Here is a 14,079-nt window from a genome sequence, read left to right on the forward strand (position 1 = left end):
GACGGTGATGCCATACGCGCTATATGAAGCAGATGAACGATTGACGCGCAGCTTCCCCACACCTCAAGCCGCCTGGGAAGCAGCCGAGCGCGCCGGACTTGTCGAAATCGGGCCTGGCGGCGAAAAGATCCTGGATAACAACCTCGAAATCCGCCCCTGCGAATCCACGCCCGACGAGGTCGTGGACCCCGGCTCCGACTTCATTTTTTCCTGACGTGGTTTCACCGCGTAGCCCGCGGCCTAGCATCGCGAGATCCCGAACTGAAAAATCCCCGGAAACATTCCGGGGATTTTTTGTGGGCGAGGATCCCGGCGCGGCGATCACGCCAAAACGCTTTCCGGCGCGGATGCTGTCGTCGTGGTGACCGGCTTCTCGGCCGGATCGACCGGCAACTGCAGGACCGTGGCCCTCTGACCGATCGCAAGGTCCGTCACCAGCACGATCGTGCCGTTCGCGAACTCCAATGCATCGTGATGTTGCGCGGGCTTGTCCAGGTCGATCTGCCGAAAGCGAGCGAGACGCTGGCCGATGCTGCGTCGAAACAACAGACCCTCGGAGTACGCGTTGGTCTCGAACACGACCTCGGTGCCGGGACGCAGGCAAACGGCAGTTGTCGGATCTGCCGGTGACGCAAAGCCTCTGGTTTTTGTCCCGACGAACTCGGACGTGACGATCGTCTCGGCCGATTCCGCCGGCCGCGAGGACACGACATGCAAGCTGTAGTCACACATGGACGGCTCCTTTGAACGTTAGCCCATGCTGTGTAACGAGGCTGTGCCGGGCTCGTTCCTGTTAGACGCGCGGCACGCACATCCGTTTTTCCGAAGTTCGCGAAAAGACCGTCGTGGTGGCCATCCGCGGGTGCCGCGAAGCAAACATCGGCCGGCACTGATCGTGATGCTCGCGTCGGAAAACCCGCGTCACTTCGGACGAACGTTTGGATTGCCGCCCGGGCTGCCAGGCGGCGGGATCGCCGGCTTGTCGCCGGTATCTGGTGTCGGCGCGCGAATCTCTGGATCGACGCCGGCGGGCGGGCACAACACACCTTCCGACTCTGCGAGCTTGTCGCCGAGCGGTTTGCCAGACCGACCCACCGTCGAACCATCCGGCGACACCTCGCCGCGCGGTGCCCTCACCGCACAATCGGCTGAAGACGAGGGCGCCGCGGGAGCGGTTTGTTGTGGCGGCGTGGCAGGCGTCGGCGGCGCTTGGGCCGTCGCAGCGCAGGACGCCACGCCTAGCAAACAACCTGCGAAGATCGGGAGCTTTGATCGCATCTGGCCATAACGCAAGGCGCGGCCACTCGTTCCAAAGCCAATTGGAATGATCCGGGTCGCGGAAGGCCGTCGCTGCAGGACGCGGCATCCGCAAAGTCACCTCGGCATTTCCTAAACCGCGGCGCGGGTATTGAGATAGATCGCGTAGAGCGACGTCTGCCCGCAGATGTAGAGACGATTGCGGCGCTGTCCGCCGAAGCAGACATTGGCGACCAGTTCCCCGACCGGGATGGTGCCCAGATGCGTGCCGTCCGGCGCATAGCAGAAGACGTCGCGGCCCGCCGATGTCCAGATGTTGCCGTGGATGTCACAGCGAAACCCATCGAACAATCCTTCCGGGCACGTGGCGAACAGCGAGGCTTCGCCGAGTGCATGGCCCTCGACCTTGTAGGACCAGATGGTCGCAGGAAGTCCCGAGACATGGGTCGCGCCGGTATCGGCGACGTAAAGCACGGTTTCGTCCGGCGAGAACGCCAGTCCGTTGGGCTGCACCCGGTCCGACACGACGCGCGCAACTTTGCCGCTTTCGCCCTCGATCCGATAGACATTGGCGGCGCCGATCTCGGACTTGCTCTGGCGACCCTCATAATCGCCATCAATTCCGTAGGTCGGATCGGAGAACCAGATCGAGCCGTCCGACTTGACCACCACATCGTTGGGCGAGTTCAGCCGGCCGCCCTCATACTGATCGGCCAGCACCCTGATCGAGCCGTCGTGTTCGGTCCTCGTGACCCGCCGCATCAGATGTTCGCAGCTGATCAGGCGCCCGTCGCGATCGACCGTATTGCCGTTGGAATTGTTGCTCGGGCAGCGAAACACCGACACCGATGCGTCGGTCTCGTCGAAGCGCATCATCCGGTCGTTGGGAATGTCCGACCAGACGAGATAGCGACCGGCGGGGAAATACGCCGGGCCTTCGGCCCAGCGGCACCCGCTGGCGAGCTTTTCGAGATTGGCATGGCTGATCACGAGACGCGAAAACCTGGCATCGTGGACGACATAGGGCAGCATTCTTCCTCCAATCAATCGCAGGTTCTGAAGGTGCCTGCGTGGTGCTGTTGCTCTGCGCGGGGACGGTCGGGCGTCTTGCAGGCCGAAACGTATCTCAACGTTGCGACCAAGGGCAACGTGACCCGCTCTCCCCGCCGGGGGCAGGCCGTAACGGAATCACCGAATTCCAACGAATACCCATTGCGCCGTCCCCTGGGACCGCCCCGATAAGAGGGACGGTCCAGCAAACAACGAGGTGATTCGTGAACTCCTCCACGCGTTTCTTCAGCCCGTCCGAGGCGGCCCGGCATCTCGGCGTGTCCGCCAAGGCCTTGAGACTCTATGAGCAGCGCGGCCTGGTCGCGCCCGGTCGCACGGCGGCTGGATGGCGGACCTTTGGCGCAAGCGAGATGGCCCGCGCCGCGGAGGTCGTCGCATTGCGCTCGCTCGGCCTCAGCCTTGCCGAGGTGGCGCGCGTGCTCAGCGGCGAGGCCAACTGTCTGGAGCCAGCTCTGGCCGCACATCAGGCGACGCTCGAAGGCCGAATCCGCGAGCTTGCCGGCACCGCCGAGGCGGTCCGCAAGATCAGGGCCGACCTCAGCCGGGGCAATGCGCCCGAGCCCGGAGACCTTCCACGGCTGCTGGCGTCCGCAAAAGCGCTCCGTATCGCCTTCGAGTTGCCGTGGCCGTGGGGCGGCGAATTGTTCGAACTCGGCGGTCTCGGCCATTTGAACTACGTCACCGGTCCGCTCGGCAGCGGCAAGACACGGCTGGCGCTGCGGCTGGCGGAGACGCTGCCGGGGGCGGCGTTCCTTGGCCCGGAGCGCTTGGCCGATGGCTGCGCTGCCGCTCGCGCAGAGCTCGAAGCCGATGCGGCGCTGAGGTCGCGCGTGGAGCGGGCGCTCGATTGGCTCGTGGGCGAGGGGGCGTCGCGATCGGATGCGCTCGCGGCCCTTCTCGTCGGCCTGGAATCCGACCGCGCGGCGATCCTGGTCGTCGACCTCGTGGAAAAGGGATTGGACCAGCCAACCCAGGAAGCCCTGATGGCGCATCTGCGCCGCCGCGGGGATGGCGCACGTCCGCTGTTCCTGCTGACGCGATCGTCCGCGATCCTCGATCTGGCCGCCATGGACGGCGGTGAGACGATCATCTTCTGCCCCGCCAATCACAGCCCGCCGCTGTATGTCGTGCCCCATCCCGGATCTCCCGGCTTTGAGGCGGTCGCGACCTGCATCGCTTCGCCCGAGGTGCGGGCCCGCACCGAAGGCATGATTGCATGGCGCCCCGCAAGCACCGGTTCCTGAGGCTTCGTCAGCATCTCCTTACCGTCCTGCATCGCCAAATATACCGTTGCCCTAGCCGGGATTCTCGAAACGCTGGGGATGATTAATTCACGTTAAGGTTCCGGTCATGAACCGCCTCTAGGATTGCCCGCGGCTGGTGGCTCCTGCGTCAACGGTGGACGGGATGCCGATCGATCGATTTCTGGGGGACAGTAATTTCCAGGCCGACGATGTCGAAGCTCTGAACCTTGCCTTCGAGGAGTTCCTGCAGGCCCTCGGATTGTTCGAGCGCAACGACCTCGTGACAAAGGTGGTGGCCAAACGGATCATTGCGATCGGCAGGACCGGTCTGCGAGATCCGGCCGAAATCTGCAGCCTCGCGCTGAAAGAACTCCGAGGATAGCGCCGGCGAGCGGTTGCGCCGCCGCCATGGCGTGGTTGCATCGGTCGGCCGTGCAGAGTATGGCTGGATGATCCGGAAGATCTCGCAGACGCGAGAGTGTCGGCGAGACACTCCTGGCGATCGTTCGCGGTGGGAGGCGAGTTGACCCGTTGTTCACGACTGCTGGCGCCAACTGACCCATCGGGACGCTCGACGGGGCTGCGCTCGTCGCAGTGTCGCGTGAATCTATTGCTGTTGCGCACCAGGGTCGACCATGCAGCATCCGGCTCATCCGTCTGAGATCATCGAGGCGCTGCGCGAGAGCGAAGAGCGATTCCGCACGCTGGTGCAGTTCTCTTTCGACGTGTACTGGGAAACCGACGCGCAGCATCGCTTCATTCGGCAGGAATTCGCCGACGCGCTCGCCGAACAGCCCGTCTCCGAACTCGGCAAGAGGCGCTGGGAAGTGCCGTATCTCGAGCCCGATGAAGAAGCCTGGCGCAGACATCGGGAAACGCTCGATGCGCATCTGCCATTCCGCGACTTCGAACTCGCGCGGCCGACCCCGGACGGCGGCAAGCGCTATGTGTCCGTCTCCGGACTGCCCGTCTTCGACCAGACCGGACAGTTCATCGGCTACCGCGGGGTCGGCCGCCACGTCACGGAGCGCAAGCGGTCCGACGAGGCGCTCAGGGAAAGCGAGGCGCGCTTTCGCACCTTCGTCGACCACGCCACCGACTGCTTCGTGCTGCACGACGAACAGGGCGACGTTCTCGATGTCAACCGCAATGCCTGCGAGAGCCTCGGCTATAGCCGCGACGAACTGATCGGCAAGACGGCGCTGCTGTTCGATCTCGAGATGGATGCAATGACCTGGCAGCGAAGGCGCGAACAGCTCAGTGCGGGCGGCGTCGCGTCGCTGGAGAGCCGCTATCGCCGCAAGGACGGCGCCGTGTTTCCGGTCGAGGTCCGGATGCGGGAGTTTTGCCAGGGCAGCCGGCGGCTGGTCATTTCGCTCGCCCGCGACATCACCGAACGCAAGCGGGCCGCCGAGACCATCCGCGAGGTTCAGGCGGAACTGGCCCACGCCAATCGCGCCGCCGCCATGGGACAGGTCGCCGCCTCGATCGCCCACGAAGTCAGCCAGCCGATCATGGCGATGCTGCTCAATGCCGAGGCGGCGCTGGGCTGGCTCGACTCGCGGCCACCCGACGTCCCGGCGGTGCGACGGACGCTGGATGCCATTCTCAGCGATGCCGAACGCGCCGGCGAGGTCATCAACTGGATCCGCGCCCTGATCAAGAAGAGCCCGGCACCGAAAGAGAGCGTCGATGTCAACAAAGCCATCCTGGACGTCCTGACCATCACCAAGAGCGAGCTGCTCAAACATGGCATTTCGCTGCAGACCGAGCTTGCCGCCGCTCTGCCGCGCGTCGACGGCAATCGCGTCCAGCTGCAGCAGGTCGTCCTCAACCTCATCCTCAACGCAGTGGAAGCGATGAGCGGCCTCGAGGCGGGAACGCGGAAGCTCGCAATCAGCACCTCGACGGATGCCGCGAACGCGATCGTCGTCGCCGTGCGCGACAACGGTCCGGGGCTTGATCCGGCAATGGCCAGCCAGCTGTTCCAGCCCTTCATCACCACCAAGCCGGAGGGCATCGGCATGGGGCTGGCGATCTGCGATACGATCATCCGGGCGCATGGCGGCCGGCTTTCCGCCGGCGCGAATGAGCCACGCGGCGCCTTGTTTCAGTTCACCCTGCGTACGCCATAAAATGATCCGTCGATGCGGATCATGGGCACCGATGCGTGTCGCTGCGCGGTCTCGCCGCTTGACCCCGGCGGGATTCATTCACGCCCCAAGGCGGCCCGGATCATCCGCGCAAGCTCCGAGGAGACATAGGGTTTCGCCAGCAGCAGCACGCCGGCGTCGAGCCGGCCATGATGCACGATGGCGTTTTCGGTATAGCCCGACGTGTAGAGCACCTTGAGCCCCGGGCGACGTTTTTGCGCTTCGATCGCGAGCTGGCGGCCGTTCATGCCGCCGGGAATGATCACGTCGGTGAACAACAGATCGATGCGTTCCGGACCGTTGATGATCTTGAGCCCCTCGGCGGCGTTGCTGGCGGCCAGCGTGTGATAGCCGAACCGGCTGATCTGCGTGACCACATAGTCGCGGACCAGCGCGTCGTCCTCGACGATCAGGATGGATTCGTCGCCGTGGTCGCCGGCGGCGATGCTGGTTTCGGTGGCCAGCCCCTCGGGCACGCCGGCGGCCTGCGGCAGATAGAGCTTGACCGTGGTGCCGTGGCCTTCCTCGCTGTAGATCTTGATGTGCCCGTTCGACTGCTTGACGAAGCCGTAGACCATCGACAGGCCGAGCCCCGATCCCTTGCCGATGCCCTTGGTGGTGAAGAACGGCTCGAACACCTTGTCGAGCAGGCTTTGCGGGATGCCCTGTCCCGTGTCGCTGACCGCGATCATGACGTAATTGCCGGCCTTCACCTCGCTGTTCATCGCGGCGTAATTGTCGTCCAGCACGACGTTCTTGGTTTCCAGCGTCAGCTTGCCGCCGTCCGGCATGGCGTCCCGCGCATTCAAGGCGAGGTTCAGGATCGCGGTCGAGAGCTGGCTCGGATCGATCAAAGCGGGCGCGCAATCATGCGCCAGCATCGATTCGATTTCGACATGTTCACCGAGCGTCGGCCGCAACAGGCGTGCCGCGTCGATCACCATACCATTGACGTCGGTCGCACGGGGCTGCAGCGGTTGCCGGCGCGCGAACGCCAGCAGATGCTGGGTGAGATCGGCGCCGCGCGCGGCTGCAGCGCGGATCATGTCGGTGATCTGGCTGAGCAGCGGATCATGCCTGACGGCCTCGCCGACGATCTCGATCGATCCGGTGATCACGGTCAGGATGTTGTTGAAGTCATGGGCGACCCCACCGGTGAGCTGGCCGACCGCCTCCATCTTCTGCGCCTGGCGGACCTGGGCCTCGTTGGCCTCGATCTCCTGGAAGCGCTTGACCATCGCCTCGGCCTTCTGGCGCTGCCTGACCTCCTCCTCGAGCGCCGCATAGGCCTGCTGAAGCTGGACGCGTGTCGGCATCACCAGGAGTTTTGGCAACATCAGCACCATGATCGCCGTGATGGCGAGCGAGATCAGCGCCAGAACAGCTTTCGTCACGGCTTCGAGGGAATAGACCGGCACCCACCAGGTGACGATCTGTTCGAGGTGGGTCATTCCGGCAAGGGCGACGAAGAGCGCAAAGACCGGAAATACGATGCGAAACATCGGGATGAGATCGCGGCGCCGACGCCATGCGAAAAGCCCCAAAACGAAGGCCGTCGTCAGGAAGGCACAGGCCGCTATGGCGTCGGACACGGCGTTCAGCCAGATCAGACCCTGATTCCATTCCAGGCATGCGCCAAGCGGGGCGAGCGTCGACATATCCGTCTCCAAGAAACCGGTAAGCCGGCGCAGGACCGCGATCCCTGGGGCCCACCGGGTAAGTGCTCGGATCATTCCGGTTTGCACCGACCGCCGCAAGCTCAACGCAGGATTGCCCGAAGATCTCATCGCGGTCGAACCGCGACCGCATGACGGCTGCGCGACCTCGCGTCCGAATGTTGCGCATGTCACCCCTCGACTGCAAAGACGGCGCGGGCAAGGCCGCGTGCGAACCGCTTGGTTCGGGCATACAACCGCAACGAAGTCCGACACCGAATGCCGCTGGCTGGCAACACGGAGCAAAGGTCTTGCCCCACCATCGGGTTCGAGGCGAGTATGCTCCGGATGAACCACTCGATCTCTCTCCAGGGGCCTAGATGACGATCGACGCGCTCGCCAAAGAAATCCGCGCCGGCAAGCCTGTCCGGGCATTGCGGATGATCGATGATCGATGGCCGGAACTGGATGGCCAGGGCGCATCGTTCGCGGACTGCGTCTTCGAGCGAATCCAGTTCTCCAATCCCGGCCTCAATGACGCGCGCTTTGCAAATTGCCGGTTCGTGTCCTGCCGCTTCTCGCATGCTGAATTGGCGGACGTTCGCTTCGAGGATTGCAGCCTTACCGGTGAAGACGGCAAGGGCTGCAGCTTTGCCTTCAGCAACCTGCAACGCGCTGCGTTCATCGCCTGCGACCTGCGGCTCGCCGTGTTCGACCGAACCGAGCTTTTTTCCGTCGAGATGCGCGACTGCAACCTCACTGGCGCTAAATTCACCAAGGTCGATTTCAGTCGCGCGCTGAGCCGCAAAAAGATCGAGACACGGGCGAACTTTCACGCCTGCAAGATGGATTTTGTCGACCTCTCCGAGGCGAAATTGCCCGCTTGCACGCTTGCCGGCAGCCGGCTTCGCGAAGCCGATCTGTCCGGTGCCGACCTGACCGATGCAGACCTTTCCGATTGCGACCTGTTCCAGGCCATCCTCAATGGTGCAAAGCTCAGCGGCGCGGAGCTTGCCGGCGCCGAGGTGAGCGGATTGAATCTGACGACGCTCGCCGACTTCGCGGGTCTTAGGATCAGCGACGATCAGATGTTCCGCCTGCTCGACGCGATGGGCGTGTCGGTTCGCGTGCGGCAGCGGTGATGGCGTCTTGTGGACCATGACGAGTTCAGGTTTGCCGCGCTTTCGCTGCATTGGTCAGACGCCGATAGAAGGTGAGCGCGTTGCGGTCCAGGTCATAGAGGGCGAACTCGCGCGTTCGCCACGGCGTATCGCGAATGCCGCTCGGCGAGCATGTGACACCTCGTTGCCGGTACTCGTCGAAAAGCGCGTCTGGATCCTCCACCAGCAAGCGCAGGCGGATGGTGCCCATCTCATGTTCGAACTGGAACTGCATGTGGAGTTCGACGGCGTCGCGGCGAAATCCGACATAGTTCGGCTGCTCGCTGTTGTCCTTGAAGGCCAGCGTGAAGCCGAGCTGGCTCGTATAGAACGCGATAGCCCGTTCGACGTCCCGTGTACCGATGATCGGGTGGGTTTCCCTGAACATTTAATGCTCCGAAACAGATTACTTCGGGAGCACCTCTAAAAAGCGGCGTCACCAACACCGTCCAGAAGGCGCCCCCGTCGCTACGACTCATTGACCATTGACCCTATGTCCGGTCCGCGGCGCCTCGTCCTTCAGCTTCGCCAGGGCGTCCGGCATCATCCGGCCGAACATCGAGCTCAGCATTGCGGTCGGGATCAGGCCGGCATTGCCGCCCTCCTGCCCCTGTGCGCCGGACATCAGGAATTGCGGCACCAGCGGCTGATTGATCCGCGTCAGGGCGTCGGCGAATTTCGCAAAATTCTGCTCGGCCAGGCGGAATTCGGGGCCGCCGTAGGCATCGACCGACAGCTTTGTGGCCTGCGCGTTCGCGGCGCCGACCGCGAGCACCCGGTCGGCCTCGCCCTGACCCTCGAGCCGCGACTGCTCGCCGACCGCCGCGGCCGTCACCTTGCGGGTCTCCGCATCCTTCTGCGCGCGCGCCAGCGCGGCGGCGCCCTCGTTCTCGTTCACCTTGATCTGGATGAGCGACTGCGTCAGCGCGGTCTGCGCCGCCGCCGTCGCCTTGGCCTCGTTGAGCGCGCGCTCCTGGACCGCGGCCCGCTCCTGCTCCTTGTAGGTCTCGATCTGCTCGCGCGCGACCTGGCGCGAGCGCAGCTGGATCAGGATGTCCTCGATGGTATGGTCGCCGGCCGGAGCGCGCGGCGTGCCGATCAGCACCTCCTGCAAATCGAGCGAATAGCTGGCAAACTTCTCCTTCATCTCGCTGGCCGATTCCTGCTGGATCGCGGCGCGGTTCTGCAACAGCTCGATCAGCGTCATCTTCTGCGCGATGTTCTTGAAGAAGGCAGAGACCATCGGATCGAGCGTCTGCTCGACCAGCTTTTTCACGTCGCCAAAACGCTGGATGATCATCGGCGCCTTCTTGTAGTCGATATGCATGACGACCGAGAGCGGCAGCGTCGGCTCGAACGCGTCCTTGGTGATCAGCGAGATTTCCGAGAGGTTCTCGTCGAGCTTCATCGCCCCGACCTCGCCGCGCACCCATTTCAGGATGAAGTTGACGGTCGGGATGATCTCAATCTTGCCCGCATAGGTATTGAAGGCGTACTTGCCCGGCAGCAGCGGATCCTTCCAGACGCCGCGGCTACCGTTGACGACAAGTTCGCCGTGCCGATACTGCTCGCCCGAGACGTCGTCGGTTTGCGGCCCGGTATAGAAGATGACGACGCCGACATTGCCGACCGGGATCACCGTCTTCGGCACGGCCTCGACGGTGGCGAACAGACGGTTGATGTACCAGGTGCCCTCGACGATGACCTGCAGCTGGCGTCCGCGATAGCCGCCGCCTCGGAGGAATTTTTCGGGCTCCTGGAAATTGTTGTGAAAGGTTTCGGCCTCGCACAGCTCGGTGCCGATTTCGGGCGCGATGATTTCGCCAGGCGGCAGCGACGGACCGTCATGCACGGTGACGATGCCGACGAGGTCGTGATCGGCCGCGAGCACGACCGGCGTAAAACCCCAGCGCTCGGCGATGGTCAGCTGCATGCCTTCGAGCACGGTCTGTTCCTGTCCGCTCAGCGCATGACCATAGACCCGGTCGTCCGTTATCACGGCGAACTGGGTGGTGTTGATCGCATAGGTGCCCTCGCGCAAAATCTTCCGCTGCGGGCCCTTCTGCCCGCCGCCCAGCAGAAACCGCCGCGCGTCCTGGAAGTCGGAATTGTCCTCGCTGTCGTTGGCGCCCAGCACCTGCGAGGCACCGAGCGGCGCGCCGTCGCGCGCGAACACATAGGCGATCTTGCCCTGCCCGACCGTGACCAGGTCCGATTTGTGGATCCGGTACATGAAGGGAAACAGCAGGTGAAGGCCGCCGCGCAGCACTTCGGGCTCATAACCTGCTTCGCCGTTCAGCGCGATGAAGCCGCCGCCGACCGATCCCTTCATCGCCCACAGCTTTTCGACGATGCCGACCTGGTTGTTGGGGATGTAGCGAAAGACGTTCGAAACGCGCACCAGGATCACGAGCGCGCCGACTGCCACGGCCCAAAGCGCCGGCTGCAAAAGTCCAGCGCCGTTGAAACCATTGAGGTCCATAGTTAATCTCCACTGTCGCAACTGGGCGGCCGGGTGAGCCCCGGACAGCAGCGCAAATTGCGGAACGCAGATGTGAGCCGGCGCCGTTTGGCACAAGCGGCGAGGGCTCGCCGCCCTGCCAATGTTTTTTGTCGGATACCTCCTTGAAAAGTTCAAAAGGGCTCTCAAGAATCGGCCCAATGCGCACGTATGATCGCGTCATCCGAAAGCTGCGCGACAGGTCGCAAAGAGTGCTTCCGGCTCGATACGACCCCCTCGCGCCTCGACGATTCGCGAGACGCCCAACATGTGCGGCTTCAAGATTTCAAAGAACTGCCGGCACGAGCGGCCGCGTTCCCGCGACGCAAAATCGCGCCCGGGTTTATCGCTTGTGCCGCCCCCGATAGCGAAGAGGGCGCAGGGAATGCCGGGAGCTGGCCGCCCCCATGGCCCGCCTGCAAAACAAAAAGCAGGCGGCAGTCACCACAGGTTCAGCCAAGTCATCCCGGCATTCCCTGCACGACGGTTTTAACGCTTATATCGCGCTCTCCCTGGGAACCGGGCTTTCTTGCTCCCATCGCCTCGCGCATCATCATGCGCAAGACTTGGCCTCAGCGTCGGGAGGCCAGGACCACACGATTTTACGTCCGTCCGGGCGTCGTTCGTCCGTGCACAAGGCACGCGCGACGCCAAAGCGTCCATCGCATCCCGCGCCCACGTTCGGTGACGATCGGCCATAACGCCCTCTTCAAACGAGGCGGGACGGCGCGGATAATGCTTCTGATTCGGAGAAATGTCAAGCTGGATTTCGAAAATCGGAAACAACTTTGCGACACGACGGGCAATTTGCGCATGACGCGTACGACTTGCCCGTCGGGCAGTAAGGCGTAGAATGGGTTGAGCACTTGCGAAACCCATCGTTGATCGAGCAAATGACGCGATGATGGGTTTCGCTGCCTAACCTCATACTACGTACTACCCCAAATATTGAATGGCGAGTTTCAACGGCCGTAACCGCTGATCCGGGCCAGGCTTGCTCAGGGCGAGCCGGTGGTCATTCCCTGCAACAGCCGCAGCGGATTGAGCGGCCCAAGAGGAATGAGCTCAAAGCTCATCAGGTGCGCCTGGCCCAGAGGCAGTTTTTCGAGCATGTCGCGAGCAGCCGCGGTGTCGGTGACGTTCAAGATGAAAGCAACGCCGCTGCGGCCCTGAAGCGAGAACCATTGGTCGATCTTGCCATCCAGATAAAGTTTTACGGTCTCGCGAACCTCCGTGGGCAGAATGGCGCGCACGGCCGCCGGATCGACGCCGGGATTGACGGTGCCAATGGCGAGGATGCGCGTGGTTGGCACGGGCGGTGGGGCTGATTGGGCGCGTCCGCTGCCCGGGGCGATCAGGCAGGCAATGAGAGCGGCGATTGCGAATGGATTGAAGGCTTTCATTTCGTTCTCCTTGCTTTCAACGGCGTCGCTGATCGGTGCAGGTGGTCCTTGACGCGATCGAGTAAGGCGTAGGATGGGTTGAGCTCTTGCGAAACTTATCCTTGATCGAGCAAATGGCGCGATGACGGGTTTCGCTGACGCTCAATCCATCCTACGTCATGGCTTGCATAGAACGCGATCGCCCGTCCGACGTCCCGCGTGCCGATAATCGAGTGGATTTCCGTGAAACATGGCAGGCTCTCGGACAATTGGCTGCTCGCTCAGCCGATATAATGTTATTGCTCCCCCAGCCAACTTGTCGCAATTCGCTTGGTCGGGCGATGAATCAGCATCTGTCTCTCGTCAGCCTCGTGGTCGCGGACTACGACGAAGCGATCGCCTTCTTCACCGGCCCTTTGAATTTCGAGCTCTGCGAAGATGCGCCGCGCGGCGGCGGCAAGCGCTGGGTGGTAGTGCGTCCGCGGGGCGGCACCGGCTGCGGCCTGCTATTGGGCGCGGGCGGATGGTTCGGCTCAAGCGGCACGCATCGGCAACCAGACCGGAGGGCGGGTCTTCCTGTTCCTGGAAACGGACGATTTCGCGCGCGATCACGCGCGCATGACCGCGGCCGGCGTGCAGTTTGTCGAGCCGCCGCGCCATGAAGCCTATGGCATTGTCGCGGTGTTCGAGGATCTCTGCGGCAACCGCTGGGACCTGATTGAGCCCAGCTCCTAGCGATGGGAACGCGATACCCGGCCGCGCCGGGCGGTATGTCCCATCGGTTGAATTTGCCGGCCCGGAGTCTTATGCCTTCATGTCATGGAAACTCCTGTCCACATTGCAACAACCCTGATGTCATGGCCCCGCCACCGGGCGCATCCCGGCAGGCCGGCGCCGTTTTTGCCGATGAGCCGCGCCGAGATGACCGCGCTCGGCTGGGACACCTGCGACATCGTGCTGGTGACCGGCGATGCCTATGTCGACCATCCAAGTTTTGGCATGGCGATCATCGGCCGGCTGCTGGAGGCGCAGGGTTTTCGGGTCGGCATCATCGCGCAGCCCGACTGGCAGTCGGCCGAGCCGTTCAAGGCGCTGGGCAGGCCGCGGCTGTTCTTCGGCGTCACCGGCGGCAACATGGACTCCATGGTCAACCGCTACACGGCGGACCGCCGGCTGCGCCATGACGACGCCTACACGCCGGGCGGCGAAGGCGGCAAGCGGCCGGACCGCTGCACCATCGTCTACGCGCAGCGCTGCCGCGAGGCGTTCAAGGATGTGCCGATCGTGCTCGGCGGCATCGAGGCGTCGCTGCGCCGCATCGCGCATTTCGACTACTGGTCCGACAAGGTGCGCCGCTCGGTGCTGGCCGACGCCAAGGCTGATCTTTTGCTTTATGGCAACGCCGAACGCGCCGTGGTCGAGGTGGCGCACCGGCTCGCCGCCGGCGAAGCGCCGCGCGACATTGATTCCGTGCGCGGCACCGCGCTGTTCCGCCGTGTGCCGGCAGATTGCACGGAGCTGCACGCCGACGATCTCGATTCGGCCGACGAGGGCGCGGCGCGGCGGCCCGGCGCCACCGTGATCCGGCTGCCGTCGTGCGAGGCGGTCGAAGCCGACCGCGAGGCCTATGCGCGCGCCTCGCGCGTGCTGCACCGGG

12 protein-coding genes and 2 pseudogenes are annotated in these 14,079 nt (G+C 63.8%); 7 read left to right on the forward strand and 7 right to left on the reverse strand.

Annotated elements, in window-relative coordinates; genetic code table 11:
- Positions 1-214, forward strand: a 214-nt coding sequence (locus JOZ76_RS03480) for a hypothetical protein (protein WP_291697232.1), incomplete at its 5' end; no start/stop codon positions are given.
- Positions 215-321: 107 nt separating this feature from the next.
- Here JOZ76_RS03480 and JOZ76_RS03485 read toward each other — a convergent pair.
- The 3 genes from JOZ76_RS03485 to JOZ76_RS03495 form a co-directional block, all read right to left on the reverse strand.
- Positions 322-732: a hypothetical protein gene (locus JOZ76_RS03485; protein ID WP_291697233.1), complete on the reverse strand. Its 411-nt coding sequence runs from the start codon at positions 730-732 to the stop codon at positions 322-324.
- Positions 733-921: 189 nt separating this feature from the next.
- Complete coding sequence (locus tag JOZ76_RS03490) at positions 922-1,278, reverse strand: hypothetical protein (protein WP_291697234.1); 357 nt, start codon at positions 1,276-1,278, stop codon at positions 922-924.
- 111 nt (positions 1,279-1,389) lie between these two features.
- Entirely contained in the window at positions 1,390-2,289 is a 900-nt protein-coding gene (locus tag JOZ76_RS03495) for an SMP-30/gluconolactonase/LRE family protein (RefSeq protein ID WP_291697235.1), read from the reverse strand.
- Between the two features lie 242 nt (positions 2,290-2,531).
- Here JOZ76_RS03495 and JOZ76_RS03500 point away from each other — a divergent pair, with 242 nt between their 5' ends.
- The 3 genes from JOZ76_RS03500 to JOZ76_RS03510 all read left to right on the forward strand — a co-directional run bounded on the left by JOZ76_RS03500 (position 2,532) and on the right by JOZ76_RS03510 (position 5,707).
- Positions 2,532-3,572, forward strand: a complete 1,041-nt coding sequence (locus JOZ76_RS03500; RefSeq protein WP_291697236.1) for a MerR family transcriptional regulator — start codon at positions 2,532-2,534, stop codon at positions 3,570-3,572.
- Positions 3,573-3,735: 163 nt separating this feature from the next.
- Positions 3,736-3,954, forward strand: a complete 219-nt coding sequence (locus JOZ76_RS03505; RefSeq protein ID WP_291697237.1) for a hypothetical protein — start codon at positions 3,736-3,738, stop codon at positions 3,952-3,954.
- Positions 3,955-4,207: 253 nt separating this feature from the next.
- Positions 4,208-5,707, forward strand: a complete 1,500-nt coding sequence (locus JOZ76_RS03510; RefSeq protein ID WP_291697238.1) for a PAS domain-containing sensor histidine kinase — start codon at positions 4,208-4,210, stop codon at positions 5,705-5,707.
- 74 nt (positions 5,708-5,781) lie between these two features.
- Here the strand turns inward: JOZ76_RS03510 and JOZ76_RS03515 are convergent, their stop codons facing one another.
- Positions 5,782-7,383, reverse strand: a complete 1,602-nt coding sequence (locus JOZ76_RS03515) for an ATP-binding protein (protein WP_291697239.1) — start codon at positions 7,381-7,383, stop codon at positions 5,782-5,784.
- Between the two features lie 437 nt (positions 7,384-7,820).
- Here JOZ76_RS03515 and JOZ76_RS38110 point away from each other — a divergent pair, with 437 nt between their 5' ends.
- On the forward strand, positions 7,821-8,522 hold the full coding sequence (locus JOZ76_RS38110) for a pentapeptide repeat-containing protein (RefSeq protein ID WP_366938538.1): 702 nt from the start codon (positions 7,821-7,823) through the stop codon (positions 8,520-8,522).
- A gap of 25 nt (positions 8,523-8,547) precedes the next feature.
- Here JOZ76_RS38110 and JOZ76_RS03525 read toward each other — a convergent pair whose 3' ends face one another.
- The 3 genes from JOZ76_RS03525 to JOZ76_RS03535 form a co-directional block, all read right to left on the reverse strand.
- Positions 8,548-8,928 carry a VOC family protein gene (locus JOZ76_RS03525; RefSeq protein WP_291697241.1) on the reverse strand — a complete coding sequence of 127 codons (381 nt, stop codon included), beginning with the start codon at positions 8,926-8,928 and terminating at the stop codon, positions 8,548-8,550.
- Between the two features lie 87 nt (positions 8,929-9,015).
- Entirely contained in the window at positions 9,016-11,022 is a 2,007-nt protein-coding gene (locus tag JOZ76_RS03530) for an SPFH domain-containing protein (RefSeq protein WP_291697242.1), read from the reverse strand.
- A 1,016-nt stretch (positions 11,023-12,038) separates the two neighbouring features.
- On the reverse strand, positions 12,039-12,443 hold the full coding sequence (locus JOZ76_RS03535; protein WP_291697243.1) for a hypothetical protein: 405 nt from the start codon (positions 12,441-12,443) through the stop codon (positions 12,039-12,041).
- Positions 12,444-12,763: 320 nt separating this feature from the next.
- On the opposite strand from JOZ76_RS03535, the pseudogene JOZ76_RS03540 reads away from it, so the two are divergent.
- Both JOZ76_RS03540 and JOZ76_RS03545 read left to right on the forward strand, forming a co-directional pair.
- Positions 12,764-13,157: pseudogene (locus JOZ76_RS03540) on the forward strand (VOC family protein).
- Between the two features lie 84 nt (positions 13,158-13,241).
- Positions 13,242-14,079: pseudogene (locus JOZ76_RS03545) on the forward strand (YgiQ family radical SAM protein); the annotation flags it as partial.

The sequence above is a fragment of the Bradyrhizobium sp. genome (assembly GCF_019244115.1).
GTDB lineage: Bacteria > Pseudomonadota > Alphaproteobacteria > Rhizobiales > Xanthobacteraceae > Bradyrhizobium.

What these genes read in the sequence shown, in the direction of transcription:
- JOZ76_RS03485 (WP_291697233.1), bottom strand. Translation starts at nt 732, where the DNA reads ATGTGTGACTACAGCTTGCATGTCGTGTCCTCGCGGCCGGCGGAATCG.
- JOZ76_RS03490 (WP_291697234.1), bottom strand. Translation starts at nt 1,278, where the DNA reads ATGCGATCAAAGCTCCCGATCTTCGCAGGTTGTTTGCTAGGCGTGGCG.
- JOZ76_RS03495 (WP_291697235.1), bottom strand. Translation starts at nt 2,289, where the DNA reads ATGCTGCCCTATGTCGTCCACGATGCCAGGTTTTCGCGTCTCGTGATC.
- JOZ76_RS03505 (WP_291697237.1), top strand. Translation starts at nt 3,736, where the DNA reads ATGCCGATCGATCGATTTCTGGGGGACAGTAATTTCCAGGCCGACGAT.
- JOZ76_RS03510 (WP_291697238.1), top strand. Translation starts at nt 4,208, where the DNA reads ATGCAGCATCCGGCTCATCCGTCTGAGATCATCGAGGCGCTGCGCGAG.
- JOZ76_RS03515 (WP_291697239.1), bottom strand. Translation starts at nt 7,383, where the DNA reads ATGTCGACGCTCGCCCCGCTTGGCGCATGCCTGGAATGGAATCAGGGT.
- JOZ76_RS38110 (WP_366938538.1), top strand. Translation starts at nt 7,821, where the DNA reads ATGATCGATGATCGATGGCCGGAACTGGATGGCCAGGGCGCATCGTTC.
- JOZ76_RS03525 (WP_291697241.1), bottom strand. Translation starts at nt 8,928, where the DNA reads ATGTTCAGGGAAACCCACCCGATCATCGGTACACGGGACGTCGAACGG.
- JOZ76_RS03530 (WP_291697242.1), bottom strand. Translation starts at nt 11,022, where the DNA reads ATGGACCTCAATGGTTTCAACGGCGCTGGACTTTTGCAGCCGGCGCTT.
- JOZ76_RS03535 (WP_291697243.1), bottom strand. Translation starts at nt 12,443, where the DNA reads ATGAAAGCCTTCAATCCATTCGCAATCGCCGCTCTCATTGCCTGCCTG.